The organism is Tateyamaria algicola (genome assembly GCF_047715485.1).
In the GTDB taxonomy this organism is placed as follows: domain Bacteria; phylum Pseudomonadota; class Alphaproteobacteria; order Rhodobacterales; family Rhodobacteraceae; genus Tateyamaria.
Genome location: NZ_CP180422.1, coordinates 3,525,434 through 3,549,724 on the forward strand (window position 1 = coordinate 3,525,434; position 24,291 = coordinate 3,549,724).

Consider the following 24,291-nt stretch of genomic DNA (forward strand, 5'->3'; position numbering starts at 1 on the left):
GCGCCCGTATGGACCCGGTTTAATCACCCGAATGCGTCGTTGCCGTGATGTTGGCCCATCCGGGTGGGGCCTTCAACCTGGTGCGTTCAGGTCGGCAGCGGGCCGTCCCGTTTCAACTGGTCCATGACGATCTGGCTTTGCACGCGCGCAACCGCAGGGTGGGGCAGCAGCACGTCATGGATCAAGCGGTTCAATGCGCTTAGGTCCGTGCAATACACGCGCAGCAGGTAATCCGCATCCCCTGTCATGGTCCATGCACTGGTAATTTCGGGCTGGGTGTCGAGCAGGCGGGCAAAGCTGCTGGAGTGTTCAGGCCCGTGTGTGCCCAGATGCACCTGGACAAAGCCCTGTACACTCAGCCCCAGCCGGTTGGCGTTGAGCCGTGCGACGTAACCTTCGATATAGCCGTCCGCCTCGAGCCTTTGGCGCCGCCGCCCGACCTGGCTGGCGGAGAGGTGCAACATCTCGCTCAACTCTTGTGCCGAGAGGTGGGCGTTCTTTTGCAGGGCGGCCAGCAGGCGGGTGTCGATGGAATCAAGCATGTGCGTTCAGTTGTGCATGAATTGCCTCATCTATGCGGGATTGCCGCGTGATTTGGAAGGGATGTGGCGCGTTTCGCGCGCACACCGCATGTGCATCGCCCTATTTTTGCACAAACCCCCGCACAGGAGACGTAAAATGGGCCCTTTCCCGCATGACGCCCCGAAATCGCAGATCACCGATGCCAATCCGATGGGCACGGACGGGTTCGAGTTTGTCGAATTTGCCCATCCCGACCCGCAAGAGCTGCGCGATCTGTTTGCCCGTATGGGGTATCGCCGTGTTGCGCGTCACAGGCGCATGGACATCGAGCTGTGGCAGCAGGGCGACATCACCTATGTGCTGAACGCCGAGACGGACAGTTTTGCCGCCCGTTTTGTCGAGGAACACGGGCCCTGCGCGCCGTCGATGGGCTGGCGGGTCGTGGATGCGGACCATGCGTTCCGGCGCGCGGTCGAGCTGGGCGCGAAACCCTATGAGGGGAGCGGCAAGGTGCTGGATGTGCCTGCGATCTACGGCATTGGCGGCAGCCTGATCTATTTCGTGGACCAGTATTACGACACCTCGCCCTATAACGGGGAATACGAGTGGCTGGAGCAGTCCAAGCCCCGCGGCGTGGGGTTCTTTTACCTCGATCACCTGACGCACAATGTGCACAAGGGGAACATGGACACGTGGTTCCGGTTTTACGGCGATCTGTTCAACTTCAAGGAAATCCGCTTTTTCGATATCGAGGGCAAGTTCACCGGTCTGTTGAGCCGCGCGCTGACCTCGCCCTGCGGGCGCATCCGCATTCCGATCAATGAGGATCGGGGGGAGACGGGGCAGATCGTGTCCTACCTCAAGAAGTACAAGGGCGAAGGCATCCAGCACATCGCGGTGGGGTCGGACAACCTTTATGACAGCACCGACATCATTGCCGAAAACGGGCTGAAGTTCATGCCGGGCCCGCCCGAGACCTACTATGCGCTGAGCAAGGAGCGTGTTGTGGGCCATGACGAGCCGCTGGAGCGGATGAAGAAACACGGCATCCTGATTGATGGCGAGGGCGTTGTGGACGGGGGCGAGACGAAGATCCTGTTGCAGATCTTCTCGAAAACCGTGATCGGGCCGATTTTCTTTGAGTTCATCCAGCGCAAGGGCGATGACGGCTTTGGCGAGGGGAACTTCAAGGCGCTGTTCGAAAGCATCGAGCAAGAGCAGATCAACAGCGGTGAGTTGAAGGCGGGCTGAGCGGCCTGTGACAGGCACGAAAACGTGCCGGTGACTGTGCCGGTCCCTGTCTAGCTTTTGGGCATCTTCAACACGACGTTGCGGCTGCCTTTTTGGTAGCGCAATTCGGCATCGCCGATTGCGGAGATGCGTCCGCCATCAAAACGATCCCCCACTTTGACCTTCTGGTAGCGCCCATTTGACAGGCGCACCAGCGCGCGCCGGTCAGACGGTGTGCCATAGACCCCGATCAGGTTCACGCGGCTGAGGTTGATGGCGTTGCGCACTGTTGCCTCGCGCGTGACAGAAGCCGTGGAGGGTATCGCGGGCGTGACGGTGCGCGGTGCGACAGCGGCGGTGCGCACGGTGGCCGATGGGGCGCTGTTACGCTCGGCACGGGCAACGATCCGTTTGAAGTTGCGCGGGCGGTCCTGCGGGCGCAGCGTGGTCATCGCCGCGAGCACCTGGACGGGTTCCGGCGTTTCGGCGGCTTCGTTCGTTTCGGTTTCGATCTCTTGCGGTGCTTGCGGGCGCAACCGTGGCCGCAGGGCGGCGAGTTCGATGCGCGACAGGCCCCCCAACGTTGCACGCTCGTTCTGTTCGACAAGGTCGCTGGGGCGCGGTTGCGGTCGCACGCGGGCCAGCAACGGGGGCACCACGGGTTCGTTTTCGAAGCGCACCGGTGTCGCGGGCGGGATCGCCGGGGGTTGGCCGAGGAAGACGGTGAACCCATCCGGGCTGAGCGCGCCTTCGGCTGTCGGGATGATGCGCCCCTGGGCGTCGCGCGCGAAATTCGTGCCCGGTGCCGAGGGTGAGGCCAGCGCCGCCATTTGCTTGTCCGTCTGGAACGAGGCGGCCGAGGGCAGTGCGACCGCGTCAAGCGCGGGGCTGACTGAATCGATGCCCGTGACATAGAGGTCTTCGATATCGATCAGCCCTGTGGGCTGGGGGACTTCGGGTGCCTTGGGCCAGATGCCCGTCACCGCATAGCGCGCCTCGAGCGCGGCGGCGTCCAGTTCCTCTGGCGGCGCTGGTGCGGGCATGGGGTCGCGTAGCGCATCCAGCACGGCGGCGTCCTCGGCGCTGAGCCCTTCTGTCAGGCTGTCATTGAGGGCAGCGACCGCAACACCGTTCTGTTCGGTCTCTTCGGGTGTGGTGGTGACGCCCACATCTTCGGCCAGGGCCGCCTGCGTGTCGTCGGGCAGGGTCGAGGCCAGCGTGCGCTCGCGCCCGGGAAACAGGCTCGACAGTTTGTCATCCAGAAACACCGAGGCCCATGCCGCCACACCGGCCAGGAACACCAGCAGGACCGCCATCAGGATCAGGCCCAGATAGCGGGGCTTGCCGCCGACTGTCGCCTCGCCCCGCGCGCCGAACACGGTCATGCGCTGGGATTCGACGTCCGCATTCGGGCCTTGCGCTGCGGTCCGTGCCGCCAGTTTGGCGCCCGTGCGCCCGGTGTCCTTTGCCTTGCCGGGTTTGCGCCGGGACAGAAAGCCACCGGTGCGTGCCGCCTTGGCCGCTTCGGGCACCGCCACATCGGGCAGGGTTGGCGCAGGCACAGGGCGCAGGCTGTCGGCCACGGCCTTGGGCGGTGTGTTGGGTGTGATTGCCGGGGCAGGGGCCGGGGGTTTGGGCTTCAATGCGGGTGCCGCGCCCTTGGCTGGCGGCTTGCGGGTGACGCCGCCCAACGGTGTGGGTGTCGGCGTCGATGTCGGGTCTTGCCGCCGCCGCGTTGCGAAGCCCAGCAGGGGTGGTGTCGGCTCGGCTTCTTTCTCGGGCGCGGCCTCTGCCTTGTCCTTGGCATCCGCCTCGACCTCGCCGTCCGCTGCGGCCTCACTGGCCGCCACTGGGTCCGGTTTTGCGTCGTCCTCGGCCTTGGGCTCTGGCTTTGCCTCGGGTTCGGCGTTGGCGTCCGGCTTTTCTTCCGGCTCGGTTGCGTCGTCTTTGGTGTCGGAGGCGTCCTGTGTCTCTTTGACCTCGCCTACATCCTCGGCGGGTTCTTCCTTTGCCGGTTCTGCCGTTTCGGGCGTGCTTGCCTCAGCCTCAGCCTCTGCCTCAGCATCTGGCGCGTCGGTTTTCTTCGGCTTTTCCGGCGCTGCATCTTCGGGCACGGGGTCGACGATGACGACGCGCACGCCGTCCGCCTCGACGGTGCGACCCTCGGGGATGATCATCTTGGAATGGGCCGTTGGGCCAAAGAACGGCTCGCCCAGAAACTCGGCGTCCACCGGGGCGGCGACGAAACTGACCGGGTTGAACCGATGTTCGACCGCGAAGGCCTCGGCCTCGGCCAGGGTCTCGCGCGCGACCGCGGCCACGTGGGTCGTGCTGCCATCTGGGGATATGTCAAAGGCGAGGGCATCGACCGGGTAGGGCGTCGCCCCCTCAAGCGCGACAAGCGCTGCCTTTTCGCGGGCGGCGTCATCCACATCGCCCGTCTCGATGCTGAGATAGCGGATCTGGTCGTCGGGAATGATCAGCTTGGTGCGCAGGCGCTTGGTCTTGACCTTCATGCCGGCCTTGCGCAGGCCCGTCAGATCACCTGTCAAATCCGGGCTGGTGACCGGCACTTCGCCGACCAAATGCCATCCCCCGCTGCGCGGTGCAGCAGACGGATCCCGTCAAAGGACAAGGAAAGCGCGAAATTTGGCTTCATACTGGGCCTTTAGCAATTGCGGCTCTCTGATGGAATGCCATCATCGATCGTGAGCAGGATAAAGCAGGACTTTGCCCATGCAAAGCAAAAGCCCGTCATTTGGTTGTCTTGATCGCCGGGCTCGGCGCAGATGAGCGCGAGAATTGGGAACAGATAGGACAAGACCGATGAAATCAGTTGTGATGTGTGTCGCCATCGTGATGGCGTTTGCCACCGCCAGCCTTGCGCAAGAGGCGCCGCGCACGCTGGCCGTCGTGGGCGAGGGGTCGGCGGAGGCCGCGCCGGACATGGCCGTGATCTCGCTGGGGGTGACCCATACGGATGCGTCCGCCAAGGCGGCGATGGACCGGGTCAGCGCCGATGCAAGTGCATTGCTGTCCACGCTGAGCGGTATGGGCGTCGAGCCGCGCGATGTGCAGACCGATCAGTTGAGTATTTCGCCCCTTTGGAACAACGACGAGGGCGCGCGTGACATCACCGGGTTCGTGGCCCGCAATTCGCTGTCGGTGCGCGTGCGCAACATCGGTGCCTTGGGGGCGGTGCTGGATGCGGCGCTGAGCGCGGGGTCGAATGATTTCAACGGCTTGCGCTTTCAGTTGCAGGACAGCACCGACGCCAAGGCGGAGGCGCGCGCCGCTGCGGTTGCTGATGCCATCGCCCGTGCCACGCAGTTGGCAGAGGCCGCGGGTGTTACCCTGGGCCCGATCCAGACCATCACCGAACAGGGCGACAGCGGCATGCGCCCCGAGATGTTCGCGGCCGCCCGCGCCAGTGACATGCCCGTCGCGCCGGGCGAGTTGAGCCTGTCGGCGCGGGTGTCCGTCACCTTTGATCTGATCCCGTGACGGGATCGTCTGGCGCACCTGTGCGGGTGCGCCAGTCTGTGGTCTAGCTGGTCGCCTTGGACAGCGCCTGGTCGAGGTCGGCAATCAGGTCATCCGCATCCTCGGTGCCGATGGAGACCCGCACCACTTCGGGGGCGGCCCCGGCGGCGCGTTGCTGTTCGACCGTCAACTGGCGGTGCGTGGTCGAGGCCGAGTGAATGATGAGCGAGCGGGCATCGCCCAGGTTGGCCACGTGGCTGAAGATTTCGAGTGCATTCACCAGTTTCACGCAGGCGTCATAGCCCCCCTTGACCGCGAAGGTGAACAGACCGCCCGCGCCGCGCGGACAGATCTTGGCCACGCGGTCGAAATAGGGCGAGGATTCCAACCCCGCATAGGTGACGTAATCGATGCGGTCATCCGCCTCGAGCCACTTGGCGATCTTGACCGCGTTTTCCACGTGCCGGTCCATCCGCAGCGACAGCGTTTCGGTCCCCATCAGCGTGTAGTGCGCGGCCTGTGGGTTCATCGTCATGCCCAGATCGCGCAGACCGATGGCGATGCCGTGGAAGGTAAAGGCGAGTGGGCCGAACGTCTCGTGGAACTTCAGCCCGTGATAGGCTTGTTCGGGGGCGGACAGCGACGGGAACTTGTCATTGGCGGACCAGTCGAACTTGCCCGAGTCGACCACGCAGCCGCCCGTGACGGTGCCATTGCCGGTCAGGTATTTGGTGGTCGAGTGCACCACCAGCGTTGCGCCATGTTCGATGGGGCGGCACAGATAGGGCGTGGCCGAGGTGTTGTCGACGATCAGCGGGATTTCGGCGCCATCCGCGATGGCCGCAATCGCGTCCAGATCGGTGATGTAGCCGCCCGGGTTGGCGATGGATTCACAGAAGATCGCGCGGGTGTTGTCGTCGATGGCCGCCTTCACCGCGTCCAGATCGTCGAAGTCGACAAATGTCGCCTCCCACCCGAAGCGCTTGATGGTCTGGCTGAACTGGGTGACCGTGCCGCCGTAAAGACGGGTCGAGACCACCACGTTGAGGCCCGGTGCCATCAGCGGGAACAGCGCCATGATCTGAGCCGCGTGCCCGGACGAACAGCACACACCGCCCACGCCGCCCTCGAGCGTTGCGATGCGCTCCTGCAGTACGGCCACGGTGGGATTGGTCAGGCGCGAATAGATATAGCCGACCTCTTGCAGGTTGAACAAAGCCGCCGCGTGCTCGGCATCGCGGAACACGTAGGCCGTCGATTGATAGATCGGCGTCTGGCGCGCGCCCGTGGCTGGATCAGGCCGGGCGCCCGCGTGAATTTGAAGGGTGTCAAAGCCGTATGTGGGGCCGTCGGTCATGTCATGTGTCCTTTGCCATGGGGGCGGTCAGTCAGCGCTATCGATAGGCAAAGCGGGTCGGGTGGGCAAGGCCGGGCGTCAATTATGCGCCTGCATGTTTGTCAAGTATGTTGACGGATCGCTGTAATCTGCATATATGCGCAAGTATACAGAAAGAGGAGCCAATCATGGCCGACGCAGCAGTACTGACAAAAGACAAGGCACCGGCAAAGCCGGGCAAACGGGCCGCCAAGCTGGAAAAGCTGAAGAAGGCGGAGACGTTCAACTTTGCCATCGACCCGGATGTGCGCGCCTACCTTACCGCCGCCGCGCGTGAACAGGGGCTGGACGTGTCCCACCTGATGCAGAAGATCGTCGAAGGTTACGTGATCGAAACCGCACCCAAGGATCTGGACCTCGCCCAGCGTCTTGCCGCCAAGCGCGCCGTGATCGACCTGGCGCAAAAGACGGCCACCGAGATGGACAAGGATGGCCGTTTTGACGACCACTTTATCCTGAATGTCATCAAGGGCTGCGCCGAGGATACATCATTCGTCACCGCCTATGAGACAGCGACAAAGGCTGGCGATGACAGCACCAAGGCCAAGGTCAAGGCGCGCCGCGCCCGCACCGCCCTGAACCAGCAACTGGGGCGCGTGATCAAACGCACCGTGGGTGCCAAGAGCCTGCGCAAAGAGGGCGGGGGCATTGCCCGCGGATCGGCAACCGACACGCTGATCACCACCTACACGCTGCTGACCAAAGGGGCCGCAGCCTGATACGCATACCGGTGACTGCCTGATCTCAGGCGGTCGCCATCATCGGGAAGTGATCCTGCACCTCGGGGAAGGCGCTGACGGTGTAGTCCACCATTTCGATCTTGGGAAACAGCGACATGCCGTCCTGAAACAGGACATAGCGCACCTGGCTGGTGCGCTTGCACAGGCCGAGCACGTCAAGATGGTCCCATTCCACCCAGACATTCGAATATCCCCGCGACGGCACCCCATGGGCGATGATACGGGGCGTGATCTTGAGAATGCCTGCCTTGCGCACCGCGCTGCGGTAGAGCGTCAGCCCCTCGAGCAAGGTGTCGGCACTGCCGAACACGGCCAACCCGCCATTGGAGTAAAACGGCATCGGGTAAACGAAGTTTTCGGCCACTTCGGCAAGCGGGCCATCTATAAACACGCGCGAAAGGCGCTCCAGAAATGCGGAGACGTTCTTGGACATCGGGTCCACCCATTTTGCAGTGATTGATTGACGTTTACGTAAGCCTTTACGCGCGTAAAGTAAGGGGAAAAGTCGCCGCGTTGGTGTCAAAAATGACATGTTCGACACCTGACGCTACGTCACATCCTAGCGCATCCAGAAGCCGTTGGATTTTATGCGGTTGCGTATGGCCTGTTCGCGGCGGGGCAGGTCATCCTGATCGAACAGCGCACGCACCTTTTCTCCGCGCCCCTGAAACACCATCCGCTTGATCGGATCATAGGATTTCAGCACTTTCTTGATCTTGTTGGGGGCTGCGACCTCTTCCAGCGTGTCGATCACCGCCTCGCTTTCGCGCGCATATAGGAGTGGCAACAGCCGGTAGTGGCAACTGACCGACCCATCGAGCAATCCGTGCGCCGCGCTGTCGCGCCCGCCGCCAAGTGAATGGATCACCAGCGGCAAGGCGACTTGATCCAGCCAGGGATCGAGCGACTGGCACACCAGGGCCGGTGGCGGGGTGTCGCGAATGGCGAGCGCGTATTCCAGGAACCGCGCGCCGAACACATGCGGGCAGGCCCCGAAAAAGTAACCGGCGTTGAAATAGAGGTAGCGCTGCCAATACTCGTCCGGTTCGTTCAGATCGAGGCTGGAATCGAAATCGAGGCCGAACATGTCATAAAGCGATTTCCAGATTTCGGTGTAGCCGGGGCCGTAAAGTTCGATCTGCGGCCACGTGCCCGTCCGCCGCAGTGACGCGCTGGGCCTGTCGAAATCGAACGGAACTGTTGCCAGATCGCCCGTGATCAGCGTGTCGCTGTCAAAGAACACGAACGGTTCGCCCTTGGGCAGGGCGCTCAGCATCTCGATCTTGTTGCCATAGGGGTAGGCTTCGCCAAAGTGGACGCTGTCAAAGGGCAGGATTTCGGCACCGAGGTCGGCGAGGGCTGCGCGCAGGTCTTCGGCCTCGATCCTCGGGTCCTTGCTCCATAACGGGCCGGGCTGGGGTTCGGCCACCAGAATGCTCCCTTTGAAATCGGGGCTTTTGGCGCGCAGCGAGGCCACGAACAGCAGCGCCTCATAGCCGATGCGCCCGTTCTGGCCGACCAGGGCCACGTTGAAGGATGTCGCCGCTGACGCTGAGGATTTGCGTGCCATTTTGCCTGCCATTCGCCCGAGGATGTGCTCTTTTGTTGGCACTATAGGGCGCTTGGCGGGTTGGCAAAAGGCTTGATGCTCACTCGGGTGGCGGGTTCAGCAGATCGTAGAGTTTTTGCAGCAAGGTCAGCACCAAAAATGCGCCGATTGCCCAGATCAGCAGCTCGAACGGGGCGAAATCGGTGCCCCGCAGCCATTGCCCGACCAGCCCGCCCTGCGGGCGCAGCGCCTCGATGCCGAACAAGCCACCGCGTGGCCAGAGCGAGAGATACCAGAACCGCGAGATGTAAAAGAGGATGGCCGCGACCACCGCTGCAAAGACAAGCCAGATGATGCGCTTCATGGCGTCACCTCGATTGTATCCGGGTCGATTTCCCAGACCAGCAGGTCGCCGCGTTTGGTGATCTCGCCCTCGGCCGAGATGAATTGTGCCACGTAATCATAGGCTGCGCGCGGCAGGCGGGTGCCATCGGGGCCGACGACCAGCAGGAACTCTTCGCCCAGAACCGGCTGGGAGGAGACGAAGATCGGCGGCACATCCCCAAGCAGGCACAGGTTTGCACAGGCCTTGTGGGCCAGCCCGCGCCCCGGGCGCATGGCCCCGGCAAGGCACTTGCCGTCGCAAATCTCGCCCGTCAGACGCCAGCGGCCCTGCGGCTCGGCCGCGATCTCGGGCGCTGTGCCTTCGGCGGCCTGCAATCCGTTGCGCCCACCGCGCAGCTGCATCATGTAAAGATCGCCCCGTTCCAGCACAGTGCCCGACACCTGCGCCAGTTGGCCGTTCAACGGCATCGCGCGGCTGTCCACACCGGACTTGCCGCCCGCCGTCATCAGAAAGCTGTCGCCCGGTTTGATGCGATCATTGCCTTGCGTGACGTGGATCACGGGGTAGGGCGTCATCTCGACAACGCCTGTCACCGTCTGGCGGCCATAATCAAAGCGGAAGGCGCCGGGGCCGGGATCGTCTTGCGCGGCCCCCATCAGGAACCCGGCGGTGCCAAGGCCCGCGATCAGCACAACGCAAGCCAGCAGCAGGAACCCACGCAAGGGGCCCGGTGCGGGCAGGTAGCCGACGAAAAACGGTTTCTCGCTCATGGCGTTACTCCTTCCACCGGTGCCTCTGCGGGGACGGGCCGTGCGGGCAGGGGCACGGGATCGACATAGGTGCCGGGCGGATTGGCATCCGGGTGCACCTCGACCATGTCGCCCTCGATCCGCACGCGGTAGGTCGGCACCATTTCGGTGAAGGGCGCGGGCGAGCGGCCCGAGCGCACGTCATATTGAAAGCCGTGCCAGGGGCAGGTCACGAGGCAGTCGATGATCTTGCCCTCGCCCAGGGGCCCGTTCTGGTGGGCGCAAGCATTGGCGATGGCCGACACCTGCCCCTCCATCAGGAACACGGCCACGCGGTCGCCATTGGCCAGCCGCGTGATCTTGGCAAACCCTTCGCGCATCTCGCCCACCGGTGCCACCTCGACCCAGGCGCCGTCCTTGGCTGCTGCCTCGCCCCGCTCGGCCCACCAAGCGGCCAGATGCAACGCGATGACCGCTGCCGCCCCCGCGATGAACAGGAGCGTAAAGACGTGGTTCTGCTGGTCCTGCAAGATCCCCAGCGACACATGCGCCGCGACCGCGAAATAGGCGGCGTAAATCAGGTAGTGCAGGCGTTTCCAGATCGGGGGTGTCAGGAACTTGAGCCAGAAATCATGGGACGTGGCGGCCAGGATCAGCAAGCAGATCAGCGCGAATATCCCAAAGAGTTCAAAGGGAAAGCCCGCGATCTGGCCAAAGCTGGAATTGGCATAAAGCAGACCAACCGTTTTGTCGGAACTGGAGAAAGCAAAGTACCAGTTCAGGATGTAGCCCGCATGGGTCATCGCCACAAAGGTTGTCATCACGCCGAAATGCCGCCGGTTGTACAGCAGCGGCAGGAACCGGCGATCCAGCCGGGCAAGCGGGCCGATGCACAGGATCACTGTGAGCATCATGAACGCACAGGCCCCGAACGCGCGTGCGTTATGGATTTGCGGATTGATCGCGCGTTCGTGGCTCAGCACATCCGGCGTGACATAGAGGAAGACCCAGAGAAAGGCGGCCACGCCGGCCAGCATGACCCCGTCGTAAATCCACTTGTTCCGGTTCCACTGGACCGGGGTGTATTTGACACTCATTGCGACGCCCCTTCACTCAATTGCACGGGTGCGACGTCGCCGGGCCATGTCTGGCGCACGCTCAGGCCCAGTAGAATGACGGCAACGATGCCGATCGCCATCAGGCAAACGGCCAGCCCGTACGAGGCGCGCACCGGGCGATAGCGCGCGGCCCAAGCCGCACGCTCGGTTTCGATCTGCCACCAGCGCCACAGCACAAGCGGCCAGATCAGCAAGACACCGGGGATCAGCAGCGGGCGAAAGATGTAGGCCCCACGCGTGTCTTCATCGATGCGGTCAATGCCGATGGTCAGGAAAACAGCAGCCACGAGGGCCCCGATCAGCCCCCAGACCTGCATGCCCATCACAAGCGCTTGTGCGACGTCCATTGCGCGCCTTTCTGCGTTTTCTCAATAACTTCGCCCGGACCCTAACAACGCTGTTCCACCGGACATAGGCAAAACTTTCCATTTTCGTCAGCCGGGCGAAAATGTGATCAAATCATTGGTACATTCTGCTCAAAATCCAGGGCCGCGGCGCGCGTTTCCGATTTTGGACTGTTACCTTCTTGCAATTTGGGGCTATCACACGGCGTGTTTTCTGCGAAAATTTCGCCAGAACAGGGAGTATAGAAAATGAAGAAACTCGCATTTGCCGCCACCCTCATGATGGGGACGAGCGCGGCCTCGATCGCCGCTGCCGATTGCGGTGAGGTGTCGATCACCGAAATGGATTGGGCGTCGTCTGCCGTTGTGACCTATGTCGCCAAGTTCCTGCTGGAACAGGGATATGGCTGTGCCGTGACCACTGTGCCGACGACAACCGTGCCTGCCATGGCGTCGGTTGCCGAAACGGGCGAGCCGGATATCCTGACCGAGCTGTGGACCAGCTATACCGAGGTTTACGAAGACCTGCGCGCCGAGGGCAAACTGGTCGAACTCAGCAAGGTGCTGTCGGATGGCGGTGTCGAAGCGTGGTGGATCCCCGACTATCTGGCCGCAGCGCATCCCGAACTGAAGACACTGGACGGGATCAAGGCGAACCCGACACTGGTCGGTGGCCGTTTTCACGACTGCCCGTCGGGCTGGGGCTGTGACGTGACCAACCACAACAACTTCAAGGCCGCAGGGCTGGCCGATGCGGGCGTTGAACGCTTCCAGCACGGCTCGGGCGAGACGCTGGCGACCGCCATTGCCGCCGCTTACGAGGCCAAGGAGCCCTGGTTCGGCTACTACTGGGCCCCCACATCCGTGTTGGGCAAGTACCCGATGGTACAGGTGGAAATGCCTGCCTATGACGCCGACACGCACACCTGCAACGGGCTTGAGGATTGCGCCACACCCGGTCTGTCCGCGTACCCTGTATCCAACGTCGTGACGGCGGCCACCCAGGCCTTTGTCGATCGCGAGCCAGAGGCCGCGGCCCTGATGGGCAATCTCACCTTTACCAACGCCCAGATGGGCGAGGTGCTGGCCTGGCAGGAAACCAATCAGGCGTCTTACGAAGAGGCGGCCGTCTACTTCCTGACCACCTACAAGGACACGTGGGGCGGCTGGCTGAACGACGACGCACGCGCCAAGCTGTCGGCGCTGCTTCAGTAACCTGAAACGCCCCTGCGCTGGTTTGCGGCGCGGGGGCACCATAACACAGACCCCCGAACGGGTCGCAAAGAACCGGGACGATCATGGCGCGCTACGATTCACTTTTTGACGGCCTTGGCCTGCGTGACTGGTGCGATGCCGACAAGGCGGACGCGCCCATGTCGATGGCACAGCTGTTGGCGCAGGCGGGTGGCGACGGGGCGGAAGAAGAGGGCGGGTTGCCCTTTCCGTCGCTGGACGAGTTGCACGAAAGCTGTGCCGCCATTGCCCAGACCCGCGATCTGACCGAGGGGCTGGAGGCCGGGTTCCTGTCGATCCGCTCTGAATTGAAATTCGTCCTCGACCCGATCACGCAACCGCTCAGCTGGATGCTGGACGGTGCGCTTTATGTGTTTGAATCCGCGCCGTGGTGGGTGATGATCCCTGCGTTGATCATTTTGGCCTGGGTGGTCAGCCGGTCGCGCACCGTCACCGCGTTTGTCGCCCTTGTTCTGCTGTTTTTCGGCATCATCGACCATTACGAGGTCGCGATGCAGACCCTTGCCATTGTGTTTGTCTGTACGGGGCTATCGGTTGCGCTGGGCGTGCCCATCGGCATCGGCATGTCGAAATCCGACACGGCGCAACGCAGCATCGTGCCCATCCTCGATCTGCTGCAGACCCTGCCGACATTCGTCTACCTGATCCCGTTGATCTTTCTGTTTTCGGTCACGGAATCAAAGCTCTATGGCATTGCCATCATCCTTTACGCGATCGTGCCGGTAATCCGCCTGACCGATCTGGGTATCCGGCTGGTCGACAAGGACGTGATCGAGGCGGCCAATGCCTTTGGCCTCACGGCGTGGCAGAAACTGACGCGGGTGGAACTGCCCCTGGCGCTGCCCAACATCATGGCGGGCGTGAACCAGACCATCATGATGAGCCTTGCGATGGTCGTGATCGCCTCGCTCGTCTCGGCCCCCGGCTTGGGCGTGCTGGTTCTGCGCGGTATCCGCAACCTCGAACTGGGTGTGGGCATCGTTGCGGGCCTTGGCATCGTGCTGCTTGCGGTAATGCTTGATCGTGTATCCAAGGCGGCGCTCAACCGCGTTGACACCCAGCGCAGCACGAAATGAGGGGGCAGGATATGACCGCAAAAGTCTCCATCCGTGGGCTGTACAAGATTTTCGGCCCCAACGACAAAGCGATGGTACCGCATGTTCAGGGCGGCATGGACAAGGCCACGCTGCTGGATCAGCACCAGCACGTGCTGGGCCTGCGCGACATCAATGTGGACATGCAGCCCGGCGAGATCACGGTGATCATGGGCCTGTCCGGGTCGGGCAAATCGACGTTGATCCGCCATCTCAACCGACTGATCGACCCGTCGGCGGGCGAGATCCTGGTGGACGGGCAGGACGTGATGAAGTTGGGGCAGGGCGCCTTGCGCGACTTGCGACAAAAGCAGATGTCGATGGTGTTCCAGAAATTCGCCCTGCTGCCGCACAACACGGTGCTGGAAAACGCCCAATTGCCGCTGAGCGTGCAGGGCGCGGACAAGGCCACCTGCGATGCCGAAGGGCGCAAATGGCTGGCGCGCGTGGGGCTGGAAGGGTTCGAGGATCGCTATCCCTCGCAACTGTCGGGCGGGATGCAGCAACGCGTCGGCATCGCCCGCGCATTGACCGCGAACACCGATATCATGCTGATGGACGAGGCGTTTTCCGCCCTCGACCCGCTGATCCGCACGGATATGCAGAACCTGCTGCTTGAGCTGCAGAAAGAGCTGCAAAAGACCATCATCTTCATCACCCACGATCTGGATGAGGCGCTGAAGCTGGCCGACCACCTTGTGATCCTCAAGGACGGGGCCGTGGTGCAACAGGGCGAGCCACAGAGCATCCTTCTGAACCCGTGCGACCCCTACATCGAGGACTTTGTCAGCGACATCAACCGCGCGCGTGTGCTGCGCGTCCGGTCGGTGATGCAACCGCTCGCGCCCGGCGAATTCGACGGGGATGTGGACGTGGACAGCAACCTTGAGGAGCTGATTGCGCAGTCGGACGGAGACACCGGCCACATTTGCCGTGTGATGGAAAACGGCGAGGCGGTGGGCCAGCTGGATATGAAGGATCTGGTCAAGGCGTTGGTGCCGCGTACATCAGAAACCCGCGACGCGGTGCGGTAGTTGCCGCCATGCGCCGTTGGCGCGTGGGTGTTTTGCGCTTTCCAAACGTCGGAGCAGTGACATGGGAGTAAGTGGTGGAGCATCGCGGAGCGAGTTCGAAACATTGGAATGAGTTTTTCACTGAGCTGGAGCGCTGGGAAGCACTATTGAGAACTTTGCCTGATTTTCCTGTGGATGAGGCGATGCGCGACGCTGATCCGCCCGCCTGACGCCCGCCACCGCATCCACTTTCCAACACAACCAAACCACCCGCCCTCGTTTTCGAGCGGCGGGTTTTTTCATTTTCTGACCCCGAGACGCCATGCCTTCTAAACCTGACCACCGCCTGACGATCCGGTTCACGCCGGAGGAGTATGCGCGGTTGCAGGCCAAGGCGGGTGATCAGGCTTTGAGTGCCTTTGTGCGGACGACTGCTTTGACGGATGTAGCGACGAAGCGTGCCAAGCCACTGCGCCGTCCAAAAGCAGATCAGCGTGTTTTGGCGGCAATCCTCGCGCGACTGTCGGTGCATCCTCTGGTTCAGTCGTTCAAAGACGCAGAACAGGATACTGACAAAGACACCGCCGACGCCGGAACCGCCGAGACCCTGAGCGCTTGTGCTGAGCTGCTACAGGACGTGCGCGCAATGCTGATGCAAGCGCTCAGGAAAGCGCCATGATCCTCAAAGGCAACCAGCGCGGTGGTGGCAGGGCTTTGGCGCTGCACCTGTTGAACACGCAGGACAACGACCACATCACGGTGCACCAGTTGCGCGGGTTTCTGAGCGATGATCTGGCGGGTGCATTTGCCGAGATCGACGCAATCTCCATGGGCACGCGGTGCGTGCAACCTTATTTCAGCGTGTCTGTTAATCCGCCGCCCGAGGGCAGTGCGGAGCTGACCGACAAGGATTTCCGGGCAGCTGCCCACAAAATCGAGCGCGCGCATGGCCTCACGGGCCACCCGCGCGCGATCGTCTTTCATGAGAAAGACGGGCGCAGACATGTGCATATTGTCTGGTCGCGGATCGATGCCCAGACGATGACCGCCAAAAACCTCTCCCATTACAAACGCAAGCTGATGAGCATCAGCCGCGCCCTGTTTTTGGAACATGGGTTTGAACTGCCCAAAGGTTTTGATGACCACCAACACGCTTCGCCAGACCGTGTGTCACTTGCCGAATGGCAAGCTGCCAAACGGCGGGGGCGCAATGCTATCGACCAAAAGCAGTTGATCAAGCAGTGCTGGGACTTAAGTGACAGCAGTGCTGCATTTGAAGCAGCACTGTCTGAACACGGGCTTGCACTGGCGCGCGGTGATCGGCGTAGCCACGTTGTTGTCACCGCCGATGGCCAGATCATTGCGGTGCCTCGTGCCGCGGGTCTCAAAACCAAAGAGGTGCGCTCCAAGCTCGGCGAAGCCGATGATCTGCCCGGTGTTGAGACCGCCCGCGCAAAGCTTGCTCAAAACGCGACAGCGCGGTTTGCGCAGGCTGCACGCGAGGTCCGTGCTGACCTGTCCACGCAACGGCGCGCGCTCGATACGCAGAGTGAGGCGCAAATCAAATCCCACCGCGCAGCACGCAAGGCGCTCAAGGTCGCGCAGACCAAAACCGTGGCAGAAGCCAAGGTGCAGATCATGCAAAGCCGTGGCGGTCTGGCTGGATTGTGGGATCACATCACAAAATCCGGTCAAAGACATAGAGATTTTCGGGCGCTCAAAGCCGGGCTTGACACCGTTCATACCACCGAATGGCATGACCTGCGGCGCAGCCAATTGAGCGAACGCCGCGCACTTGAAGCCAAACGCTCAGCGCTTCGACGCGAGGCTTTTGGTCTTGTGGATGCCTTTCGCGCCGAGCGTGACGCATTGGTCGCGCGGCTGACAGGTGCGGCACCGCCGCTCAAAGGCGGGTTGAAGGATCAGTTTGCAGGCACAACGCCCGCCGATCCAAGACAGACCTTTTTGGCACCTCAAGCCACAGGCCCGGTGACCGATGCCGAGATCAGAGCGGCGCCCGTCCGTCTTTTGGAGCGCCTTGGATACTTCGAGGCGGCCTTCAGCGAGCGCGACATCAGCCGCCCTCTGGCCAAGATATTTTCCGACCCAGTTTCAGCACTGACAGCCAAAAAGGCCGTCCTCTCCGCGCCCGATCTGGTGCGCATTGAAGGAAAGGAACGTCGCTATACAACACGCGATTACGTTCAGGCAGACACGCGTCTGCAATCAACCACCCGCAGCCTTTTGGCGCGCTCCAGCAAAGCGCCAAATCACCGACAAATCGCGCAGGCCCTAACCACCCAGAACCGCGTGCTGGCCCAATTTGGTGCAGCGCTCAGCGATGAACAGCGGGACGCGGTTCACGCCATGACCAATGCGGCGCGCTTGTCGATGGTTGTGGGGCGCGCAGGCACGGGCAAAAGCACAATCCTTGCCGCGGCCAATGACGCTTGGATCAACGCCGGGATTACGGTGCATGGTGCGGCACTGTCAGGCAAAGCCGCCGCAGGATTGCAAGACGCTTCTGGCATTGCCAGCAGGACACTTGCGTCCCTGGAACTCAGTTGGGCCAACGGCAACGCTCCGATCAAACCGGGTGACGTGTTGGTTGTGGATGAGGCTGGCATGGTGGGCACGCGACAACTCGACCGAATTGCCCACAAGATAGATGAGATCGGCGCAAAACTGGTATTGGTCGGTGATCCAGACCAATTGCCCGCGATTGAAGCGGGTGAGCCGTTTCGCGGCCTGATCGCGCGCCACGGTGCGGCGTGGCTGTCTGAGATTCATCGACAGAAAGAGGCATGGCAAAAAGATGCCACAAATGATCTGGCAAAGGGGCGCATTCATGAGGCGGTGGCCAGCTATGCTGCAAAAGGTTGCGTCATGCCAACGCCATCCCGCGACGGCGCCATCGCGCAGCTGACCGAAGACTATTTGGCGGATCGCGCAACAACACCGGAGACCTCGCGCCTGATCCTGGCGCATCGCCGTCGCGATGTGCACGCGCTCAATCAATCGGTACGCGAGACATTGAAGTACGCCGGAGACCTGGATGACGGTGTGTTGCTGAGCACCGACCAAGGCCCGCGTGCATTTGCGCCGCGCGACCGGATGGTTTTTACTGCCAATGATCGTGACATCGGGGTCAAGAACGGGATGATCGGCACGGTGCGCAATGCCAACGCATCCAAGATCACGGTTGATCTCGATGATGGCGGTCGCGTGTCGTTTGACCCGCTTCAATTCCGATCCTTTGATCATGGCTATGCCGTCACGATCCACAAATCCCAGGGCGTGACCGTGGATCAGGCCTATGTGTTGGCGTCGCGCAGCATGGATGATCCTCTGACTTACGTGGCTTTGACACGGCATCGCCGCGACATGCGCCTGTATGTCAGCGAAGAAGATCGTCCCACGTGGCGATCCGCACCGACGCTTCAATCCACACCCAAACAGCGGCCAGGTTTCCAGTTGGGATTGTAACCGCAAATTTGCACGAGTGACCTCATTTGCGGTATACTATTTGGTATGGAATTGAGTGTGTTACGGTATTTTGGTGAAGCTTGGTGGTTGCGGTGCCCAGACCCGCACAGCAGCGTGCGTAGAACGGCAGGTCGCCATGCGTGATTACACCGACGAAGACATCTCCAAACAACTATCTACGGCCAAACGCCAGCGCGACTTCGACGATCTGCAAAATGAGATGAGCGGCGCGGATACAGGCCGCATGCGCAAATTCCTAAGCCCCAATGATGACCGTTCGCCCGATGGCAAACGGCGCAAGGCAGAACGCGAGCGCACCCGCCGCACCCTCGAAGAGTTGATGCGCGACCCGGAATATGCAGCGCTTTACATCGCGTTTGGCGACAGGTTGCGCACTGCCGAGACCGAAGCTGATACTGCGCTTGCAATGATCGAGCGCCAGCTTGAAGCGGCACACCAAATGATTGCTGATCTGGAGACGCGTGCCGCCCGTGATCCAGATGGACGCCCCGTGTTTCAACATGCGGACGGGCGCGTCGTCTACCTAGACGGCTCTGACGTTGATCCCGCGATTGCCGAGGGCATCATATGGCCAGATGATGCGCCAAGCGCCGAAGACTACTTTGCGGCCCAAACCCAAAGAGAGGCTCTGGAAGACAAGCGCGCGGACTGGGGCACTTATCGCAACGATGTATTGGGCGACATGCGCAATCGCTACGACAATGAGGATCCGGCGATGTCTTTGGATGACCTCAGACGCGATCTGGATCGCATTCAACGGCTCAATCCCGCAAACATCTCACTTGAGCAGGACAGCGCATCCATAGATGCGCCTATTGTGGAAACGGCAGCAGCAATCTCAGTTCCGATGGTGCTCAAGTGAGTCTTTCACGGCGCAAATGACCCACATGCGCCTTCCAGAACCAGCATAATCACCGCGCTTGGATGATATTCCGCATTGCGGGCAATCACCGCGCGGATCTCCGCATCCCGCATTGCAGCCACATCCTCACTGGCAGCATACCACGTATCCAGACATTGCCCGGTTGACGGATTGACCCGCGTTGCGATCAGCGACGCCGTCGTCACGGCAATGCCGATGTAATTGTCCTGACCGTCCACGGGCCAGGTCAAAAACTCGGCCCCGGTAAATGTCTCTGCCGCAGATTTCTGTGGACAGAATGCGCTGACCACCGCCAAGCCCATTGCGCCACACCACGTCGCTATGTTGTTCATAATCCATGGTTTTTGTTCAAGTGGTGGCTATACGAGAGTCCGGTAATCCGGTAAAGAAAGAGCTAAGGAATACAAGGGCGCGCCAAACGCATGCGGCCACAGAGCCTGCTCAAAACAGCTTGATCGAAAGGGATGGTTTTCGATCACCCCGCATGCCCAAACCCCGCCGCATCGGCTATATTCGCGTCTCCACCGATAAACAGCATGTCGACCGACAGGTCATGCAGTTGGAGAACAACTGCGATCTTTTGCGCATCGAATACATCTCCGCCGTCGCAACAGAACGCCCTGTGTTCAATGCCTTGCTCGAAGAACTCTGCGCCGGAGATACCTTTGTGGTTGTCGACATTGATCGCGCCTTTCGCAGCGCCATCGACGCCATTCTGACGGCAGAACAGCTGGACGCGCGGGGCGTGCGCTTTGAGATACTGGATTTTCCGCTGAACACGGGCAGTGACGAAGGGGCCTTTGTCTACGGCATCCTCGCATTGGCCGCCCAACTGGAACGCCGGATCATCCGCAGACGTACCATGGAGGGGCTGGAAGCAGCCCGCCGACGCGGTGTCCGCCTTGGCCGTCCAGCACGTCTCACCGACACCACCGTGCGCGGGGCCCACGCGTGGATGGTTGAGGCAGATCTGCCTTGTCGATACGTCGCCGCATTGCTGGGCGTGTCCCGTCTCACGCTACAGCGCGGTTTCCACCGCTTGCAGCTCAACTACCCGATCACACCAAAAGAAAGAGAGGACCCATGAACACCAGTATCTATAGAATGACCCAAGAGGAGGTGTTTCGGTTGCTGGCCGCATATGCTGCCATACGAGACCCTGACATCAGGACAGAGTTCTTGCGAACCGTTGAGGCATGGGCGCAGGACCAGTGGCACTAGTCTGAAAACCGAAAACGGCGTTGTCAGGCTGCTCACTCAACGCACTGCGGTCCTTCATGCCATGCGCAGAGAAGGTCGGGTGAGAGCCCAACCCGGACATAGTTGTTTCATGCTGCGCATGCATGCAGCGTAAGAAATGTTAGTATCGCAACGGAGGTCGTGCAGTCATATGGATCAAAAATCTGTCGTTCATGCTCCGTGAAAGACAGCGCTGCACAAAAAAATTCTTTCCGGAACAGTGCACTTGTTGACATCATCAAGGTAGATTGGAGACAGTAAGAAACCGATTCATTGCATTGAAGACGAAGCCAGAGTTTGTACGCAAAACTATCAATTCCTGTCAAGCTCAAGGAAAAGCTACATGAAGCTGAAGAGGTAGCATTTGCAGCAAAAGGCATTGTGAAAGAATTTGAGAATTGGTTTGGTACCTTCATTCAAACTGATTTCTTCCACGGTTATACTGATCATAGTATATCGCATGTAAACCGTGTGCTCGCCAATGCCGAACTGGTAATTTCGGAAGCCTGCTGGCAGAATACTACCTCGAAAGACATCTGCTGCTTACTGGTTGCAGCACTTCTTCACGACAGTGCAATGCTCTTAAGCAAGGGCTGTTTCGTTACACTTTTAGCTAGCACTGAGCCCGTTGCTTCCAACGAAAACAGCCACGCTAATACCTGGTCTGATCTTTGGAACGACTTTACTTTTGCTTTAAAACATGACCTTTATGCTGGCGCCGATGTTCCCTCGTCATACCGTAGCAGAGTCTCCAGAGATCCAACTGCGCCGGACTTTGAGTGGACAACAGACGATACCGCTGTAGCCGCCGAATTCATACGTCAACATCATCATGAGCTAGCACTGGATTTCGCAAGGCACGGTCTCCCTGGTGAGAACGGGAGAGTGACACTTCGAAAACAAGAAGACTCACTAGTCGACCAGCTTCTAGAGAATGCTGGCATGGTAGCACTGAGTCACGGGTGCCCAATCCGAGAAACCGTTGACAAGTTAGCTTTGTATGATCGAGGTCATGAAAGTTTTGGTGTTCACTTTGCTTTTGTCTGTGCAGTTCTGCGGATCTCAGACTATATGGACATTGGTTACAAGAGAGCGCCGCTATTCTGGCAAAAGCTGAGAAAGATAGATGACCTTGAGGCGGTCGCAGAATGGCAGTTGAACCAAGCTTCAGTGCAATTTCGCCGTAGCGGCAGTGACCCCGAAACAATCGAATTTTTGTTTGCGCCCGCAAGCCCATCTCAACACTATAGATTCGAAAAATTTATTGAAAATTTCCAAAGAGAACTTGACGAAACTTGGGCTGTGCTCGGAGAAACGTATGGCTCTAAAGGGCATCTCAATCAAAGCCAGTTTGCGCTCTCGGGACTTACATTTCGCCGCGCTGTTATGTCAAGCTTGGGGTTCATGCACTCCGGCGGGTTAGCTGCAAAGTTCATAAACCGCCCGGCACAAATCACCGTAGACGATAGTCGCATCGTGCAGTTGCTTGTAAGACCTCTATACCAAGGCAACCAAGTCTTTGGACTGCGAGAATTGATACAAAACTCCGTAGACGCGGTAAACACACGCAGGTCTATTTGCCCGAAATTTGACGAGTCTTGCAAGGGGTCTAGCGTTGATCAACCAGAGGTAAAAGTTACAATTACGGGAGATGCGGACCATAACATAAAAATTCTGGAGGTTCGCGACAATGGCGTTGGTATGAATGAACGTTCGGTTCGGGATTTTTTCTTCAGGGTGGGTTCATCATCGAGATTCTCTGAGGAATGGAAAAAGACATTTAATCCAGGTGAAGGACCTAGCCATCTCGTTAGAACGGGTTACTTTGGGATTGGCATTCTTGCCGCCTTTCTGATCGGGTCAAAGATCACCGTTCGAACACGTCATTTTGAAAGTAATCGTGGCTTGTGTTTTAGCTTTAAGCATGGAGACAAATCCGTTGATCTAAATTACTGCGACGGTCTCGATGTTGGCACAACAGTGACTATCGAAAGGGAGGACAATTCAACACCGACAGAAAGCCTAGACACATTCTTGCTGTCGCCAACCTATTTTGGTGGCTCCCCAGTGGTTGGAATGAAAGCGAAAGTGCATGCTCATGACGAGGATGATGCCGCGGCTCCCTTGTCACATTCATTTTTGTTGCCCAAGCAAAATGAGGAGAACCCTCAGAACTGGGTAAGTGGAAACTGCGAAGGTTTCGGTCGATTTCACGTTGGTAGCCATGGAAACCCGAACCCGATTTCACAGGTGTTTATCAACGGGTTTACAGTTGAAAAAGTTGTCCCGAGTCTCACTTTTCGTAGCAAATTTTATAGTCCGAGAGGTCAGGTCTGCGTGAGCGTCCATGATCCTTGGAGACAAATTAGTTTTGATCTATCGAGGAGCACCGCAACACTTCCAGATCACCTTGTTTCTGAAATCGAAGACTGTGTTTGGAACGCTCGACTAGGTGAGTTTCTTGACGAAGTTCGCTCACCCCCAAAACGATTCAGTCGGCCGCTGAAAGGAGCTCAGTGGAACGAGCAGCTACAAGAAGCGGTCCACGAAACATTTGCATATGATGAACGGGGATTTTGCCCCTTGTGCATCACACCTTTCTTGGGCGAACGCATACTCGAAATCAACCTTCGCGGCCGCGGGGGCAGTGCGGCTACAAAGCGAATTAGAGACCTATCGGCCGCTTACGATCCCATCAGAAAAAACATCAATAATTCGTTAGCTAAGTCAAGATATAAAGGATTATCATATGTGTCGCTCCGCACTACACCAGTTTCTGATTTGACAGTCTTTCAACCCAGCTTCTTGAATAGGTACGTCGAGAGTTTCTTTGCAATGCATCGGTCTTCTGCCAGTATCGACTGGCATTGCACTACGTCACAAGAACCAGCCTCTGCTTGGCGGTGGTTTGATAGGACACACAAGCAAAGCTGGAAAGCCGATAATCAAGGGTCGTCAGGAAACAACCTTAGCGGACTTTTTGGCAATGGAATTGATGTCTATTCAAGCGATCCTGATCTACAGAGTAATGAGACTGTGAGCGCAATGGTTGAATTAATGTCAGTTCCGGAAGTCTCCGGGGTTACTCTTTATAACTTTGGGTCAGATATTCCCCGCGACGACCTGGGCTTATGGCATGCGTGGAATGAATTGTTCGGCTCCAAGTTGATTCCCTTAGACCCAAAAGCCCATACCGCTTTGATGAGTGATTTGCCGGCTGAGTGGAAGTCAAAGTATTTACGAAACATTGGTTTAGTTGATATGCCAAGTCACCGACATGATGATGATGAATACTGAAGATACAAGAACCGCCGATAGGACATTAATTTGGGTTTCTGACGCATTCGTTCGATTTCCAGACGAAGAGGCTCAGGAGGCTGTACTATGACTGAATTGCAAAAGACTAGGCTGGAGTATGTGCATCGAAGAAAAGAGTTCCTCAACCAAAAGACCTTCTACCTATTTGAAAAACTCCAGATCGCAGTATTCGGCTTTGTCTCCTATGTACTAGTTCTTGTTGCAATGTTCCACGATGGTGACCTATCACAAGCATCGCTGCTAAGCTTAACTTTTATCGCTGACATTTTTCTTGCGTTATTTCTAGTTATTTATCTTCTTTTGAGTGTCATAAATATAAGAACTTGGAGGGAATATGATTTGGAAGAGGGTCGACTATTAAACCTCCAAAGTGATATTTCGCCGAAAGATATCTTCAAATGGTTTGAGACGTGGCTCTTAATAATTGCAGTTCTTGAAGTCATTTTGTTCGTTGTGTTAGCGCATGTGTCCATAAGTGCGATTTTCTAGTCTTTCGAAAAAATTAA

Annotated in this window: 22 protein-coding genes; 12 read left to right on the plus strand and 10 right to left on the minus strand. The window is 59.2% G+C overall.

Annotated features, from left to right (window positions below):
- Positions 1–86: 86 nt before the first annotated feature.
- The gene (locus ACMHLQ_RS19870) at positions 87–542 is read right to left on the minus strand and encodes an Lrp/AsnC family transcriptional regulator (protein ID WP_415402409.1); all 456 of its coding nucleotides are present in this window, start codon (positions 540–542) and stop codon (positions 87–89) included.
- A gap of 136 nt (positions 543–678) precedes the next feature.
- Between ACMHLQ_RS19870 and hppD the strand changes: the two genes are divergently transcribed.
- Positions 679–1,773: a 4-hydroxyphenylpyruvate dioxygenase gene (gene hppD / locus ACMHLQ_RS19875; protein WP_415402410.1), complete on the plus strand. Its 1,095-nt coding sequence runs from the start codon at positions 679–681 to the stop codon at positions 1,771–1,773.
- A gap of 50 nt (positions 1,774–1,823) precedes the next feature.
- Here the strand turns inward: hppD and ACMHLQ_RS19880 are convergent, their stop codons facing one another.
- Positions 1,824–4,337, minus strand: a complete 2,514-nt coding sequence (locus ACMHLQ_RS19880; RefSeq protein ID WP_415402411.1) for a hypothetical protein — start codon at positions 4,335–4,337, stop codon at positions 1,824–1,826.
- A gap of 241 nt (positions 4,338–4,578) precedes the next feature.
- Between ACMHLQ_RS19880 and ACMHLQ_RS19885 the strand changes: the two genes are divergently transcribed.
- Positions 4,579–5,256, plus strand: a complete 678-nt coding sequence (locus ACMHLQ_RS19885) for an SIMPL domain-containing protein (protein WP_415402412.1) — start codon at positions 4,579–4,581, stop codon at positions 5,254–5,256.
- Positions 5,257–5,299: 43 nt separating this feature from the next.
- On the opposite strand, the gene ACMHLQ_RS19890 is transcribed toward ACMHLQ_RS19885, so the two are convergent.
- The gene (locus ACMHLQ_RS19890) at positions 5,300–6,592 is read right to left on the minus strand and encodes an O-acetylhomoserine aminocarboxypropyltransferase/cysteine synthase family protein (protein WP_415402413.1); all 1,293 of its coding nucleotides are present in this window, start codon (positions 6,590–6,592) and stop codon (positions 5,300–5,302) included.
- Between the two features lie 167 nt (positions 6,593–6,759).
- On the opposite strand from ACMHLQ_RS19890, the gene ACMHLQ_RS19895 reads away from it, so the two are divergent.
- Positions 6,760–7,350, plus strand: coding sequence for a hypothetical protein (locus ACMHLQ_RS19895; RefSeq protein ID WP_415402414.1), 591 nt, complete (start codon positions 6,760–6,762; stop codon positions 7,348–7,350).
- A gap of 25 nt (positions 7,351–7,375) precedes the next feature.
- Here the strand turns inward: ACMHLQ_RS19895 and ACMHLQ_RS19900 are convergent, their stop codons facing one another.
- From ACMHLQ_RS19900 to ACMHLQ_RS19925, 6 genes are all read right to left on the minus strand, one after another.
- Positions 7,376–7,804, minus strand: coding sequence for a hypothetical protein (locus ACMHLQ_RS19900; RefSeq protein WP_415402415.1), 429 nt, complete (start codon positions 7,802–7,804; stop codon positions 7,376–7,378).
- A 126-nt stretch (positions 7,805–7,930) separates the two neighbouring features.
- Complete coding sequence (locus ACMHLQ_RS19905) at positions 7,931–8,941, minus strand: hypothetical protein (protein WP_415402416.1); 1,011 nt, start codon at positions 8,939–8,941, stop codon at positions 7,931–7,933.
- Positions 8,942–9,020: 79 nt separating this feature from the next.
- A complete protein-coding gene (locus tag ACMHLQ_RS19910) occupies positions 9,021–9,284 on the minus strand; it encodes a hypothetical protein (protein ID WP_415402417.1) in 264 nt (87 codons plus the stop codon).
- Positions 9,281–10,036, minus strand: coding sequence for a hypothetical protein (locus tag ACMHLQ_RS19915; RefSeq protein ID WP_415402418.1), 756 nt, complete (start codon positions 10,034–10,036; stop codon positions 9,281–9,283). The genes ACMHLQ_RS19910 and ACMHLQ_RS19915 overlap by 4 nt, the downstream gene beginning before the upstream one ends.
- Complete coding sequence (locus ACMHLQ_RS19920; RefSeq protein WP_415402419.1) at positions 10,033–11,112, minus strand: Rieske 2Fe-2S domain-containing protein; 1,080 nt, start codon at positions 11,110–11,112, stop codon at positions 10,033–10,035. The genes ACMHLQ_RS19915 and ACMHLQ_RS19920 overlap by 4 nt, the downstream gene beginning before the upstream one ends.
- Positions 11,109–11,480, minus strand: coding sequence for a hypothetical protein (locus ACMHLQ_RS19925; RefSeq protein ID WP_415402420.1), 372 nt, complete (start codon positions 11,478–11,480; stop codon positions 11,109–11,111). The genes ACMHLQ_RS19920 and ACMHLQ_RS19925 overlap by 4 nt, the downstream gene beginning before the upstream one ends.
- A 246-nt stretch (positions 11,481–11,726) precedes the next feature.
- On the opposite strand from ACMHLQ_RS19925, the gene ACMHLQ_RS19930 reads away from it, so the two are divergent.
- The 6 genes from ACMHLQ_RS19930 (at position 11,727) to ACMHLQ_RS19955 (ending at position 19,207) form a co-directional block, all read left to right on the plus strand.
- Positions 11,727–12,692, plus strand: coding sequence for a glycine betaine ABC transporter substrate-binding protein (locus ACMHLQ_RS19930; protein ID WP_415402421.1), 966 nt, complete (start codon positions 11,727–11,729; stop codon positions 12,690–12,692).
- 83 nt (positions 12,693–12,775) lie between these two features.
- Positions 12,776–13,807, plus strand: coding sequence for an ABC transporter permease (locus tag ACMHLQ_RS19935; RefSeq protein WP_415402422.1), 1,032 nt, complete (start codon positions 12,776–12,778; stop codon positions 13,805–13,807).
- 11 nt (positions 13,808–13,818) lie between these two features.
- Complete coding sequence (locus ACMHLQ_RS19940; protein ID WP_415402423.1) at positions 13,819–14,859, plus strand: betaine/proline/choline family ABC transporter ATP-binding protein; 1,041 nt, start codon at positions 13,819–13,821, stop codon at positions 14,857–14,859.
- Between the two features lie 361 nt (positions 14,860–15,220).
- On the plus strand, positions 15,221–15,517 hold the full coding sequence (locus ACMHLQ_RS19945; protein ID WP_415402424.1) for a hypothetical protein: 297 nt from the start codon (positions 15,221–15,223) through the stop codon (positions 15,515–15,517).
- Complete coding sequence (locus ACMHLQ_RS19950) at positions 15,514–18,324, plus strand: AAA family ATPase (protein ID WP_415402425.1); 2,811 nt, start codon at positions 15,514–15,516, stop codon at positions 18,322–18,324. The genes ACMHLQ_RS19945 and ACMHLQ_RS19950 overlap by 4 nt, the downstream gene beginning before the upstream one ends.
- Positions 18,325–18,460: 136 nt before the next feature.
- Positions 18,461–19,207, plus strand: coding sequence for a hypothetical protein (locus ACMHLQ_RS19955; RefSeq protein WP_415402426.1), 747 nt, complete (start codon positions 18,461–18,463; stop codon positions 19,205–19,207).
- A gap of 5 nt (positions 19,208–19,212) precedes the next feature.
- Here ACMHLQ_RS19955 and ACMHLQ_RS19960 read toward each other — a convergent pair whose 3' ends face one another.
- Complete coding sequence (locus tag ACMHLQ_RS19960; protein ID WP_415402427.1) at positions 19,213–19,560, minus strand: hypothetical protein; 348 nt, start codon at positions 19,558–19,560, stop codon at positions 19,213–19,215.
- Between the two features lie 152 nt (positions 19,561–19,712).
- Between ACMHLQ_RS19960 and ACMHLQ_RS19965 the strand changes: the two genes are divergently transcribed.
- The 3 genes from ACMHLQ_RS19965 (at position 19,713) to ACMHLQ_RS19975 (ending at position 24,274) form a co-directional block, all read left to right on the plus strand.
- Positions 19,713–20,315: a recombinase family protein gene (locus ACMHLQ_RS19965; protein WP_415402428.1), complete on the plus strand. Its 603-nt coding sequence runs from the start codon at positions 19,713–19,715 to the stop codon at positions 20,313–20,315.
- A gap of 449 nt (positions 20,316–20,764) precedes the next feature.
- Positions 20,765–23,764, plus strand: coding sequence for an ATP-binding protein (locus tag ACMHLQ_RS19970; RefSeq protein ID WP_415402429.1), 3,000 nt, complete (start codon positions 20,765–20,767; stop codon positions 23,762–23,764).
- An 87-nt stretch (positions 23,765–23,851) separates the two neighbouring features.
- On the plus strand, positions 23,852–24,274 hold the full coding sequence (locus tag ACMHLQ_RS19975) for a hypothetical protein (protein ID WP_415402430.1): 423 nt from the start codon (positions 23,852–23,854) through the stop codon (positions 24,272–24,274).
- The last annotated feature ends 17 nt before the right edge of the window (positions 24,275–24,291 follow it).

Excerpts from the sequence above, each read along its gene's own strand:
- ACMHLQ_RS19870 (WP_415402409.1), bottom strand. The coding sequence starts at position 542 with ATGCTTGATTCCATCGACACCCGCCTGCTGGCCGCCCTGCAAAAGAAC.
- hppD (WP_415402410.1), top strand. The coding sequence starts at position 679 with ATGGGCCCTTTCCCGCATGACGCCCCGAAATCGCAGATCACCGATGCC.
- ACMHLQ_RS19885 (WP_415402412.1), top strand. The coding sequence starts at position 4,579 with ATGAAATCAGTTGTGATGTGTGTCGCCATCGTGATGGCGTTTGCCACC.
- ACMHLQ_RS19890 (WP_415402413.1), bottom strand. The coding sequence starts at position 6,592 with ATGACCGACGGCCCCACATACGGCTTTGACACCCTTCAAATTCACGCG.
- ACMHLQ_RS19895 (WP_415402414.1), top strand. The coding sequence starts at position 6,760 with ATGGCCGACGCAGCAGTACTGACAAAAGACAAGGCACCGGCAAAGCCG.
- ACMHLQ_RS19900 (WP_415402415.1), bottom strand. The coding sequence starts at position 7,804 with ATGTCCAAGAACGTCTCCGCATTTCTGGAGCGCCTTTCGCGCGTGTTT.
- ACMHLQ_RS19905 (WP_415402416.1), bottom strand. The coding sequence starts at position 8,941 with ATGGCACGCAAATCCTCAGCGTCAGCGGCGACATCCTTCAACGTGGCC.
- ACMHLQ_RS19910 (WP_415402417.1), bottom strand. The coding sequence starts at position 9,284 with ATGAAGCGCATCATCTGGCTTGTCTTTGCAGCGGTGGTCGCGGCCATC.
- ACMHLQ_RS19915 (WP_415402418.1), bottom strand. The coding sequence starts at position 10,036 with ATGAGCGAGAAACCGTTTTTCGTCGGCTACCTGCCCGCACCGGGCCCC.
- ACMHLQ_RS19920 (WP_415402419.1), bottom strand. The coding sequence starts at position 11,112 with ATGAGTGTCAAATACACCCCGGTCCAGTGGAACCGGAACAAGTGGATT.
- ACMHLQ_RS19925 (WP_415402420.1), bottom strand. The coding sequence starts at position 11,480 with ATGGACGTCGCACAAGCGCTTGTGATGGGCATGCAGGTCTGGGGGCTG.
- ACMHLQ_RS19930 (WP_415402421.1), top strand. The coding sequence starts at position 11,727 with ATGAAGAAACTCGCATTTGCCGCCACCCTCATGATGGGGACGAGCGCG.
- ACMHLQ_RS19935 (WP_415402422.1), top strand. The coding sequence starts at position 12,776 with ATGGCGCGCTACGATTCACTTTTTGACGGCCTTGGCCTGCGTGACTGG.
- ACMHLQ_RS19940 (WP_415402423.1), top strand. The coding sequence starts at position 13,819 with ATGACCGCAAAAGTCTCCATCCGTGGGCTGTACAAGATTTTCGGCCCC.
- ACMHLQ_RS19950 (WP_415402425.1), top strand. The coding sequence starts at position 15,514 with ATGATCCTCAAAGGCAACCAGCGCGGTGGTGGCAGGGCTTTGGCGCTG.
- ACMHLQ_RS19955 (WP_415402426.1), top strand. The coding sequence starts at position 18,461 with ATGCGTGATTACACCGACGAAGACATCTCCAAACAACTATCTACGGCC.
- ACMHLQ_RS19960 (WP_415402427.1), bottom strand. The coding sequence starts at position 19,560 with ATGAACAACATAGCGACGTGGTGTGGCGCAATGGGCTTGGCGGTGGTC.
- ACMHLQ_RS19965 (WP_415402428.1), top strand. The coding sequence starts at position 19,713 with ATGCCCAAACCCCGCCGCATCGGCTATATTCGCGTCTCCACCGATAAA.
- ACMHLQ_RS19975 (WP_415402430.1), top strand. The coding sequence starts at position 23,852 with ATGACTGAATTGCAAAAGACTAGGCTGGAGTATGTGCATCGAAGAAAA.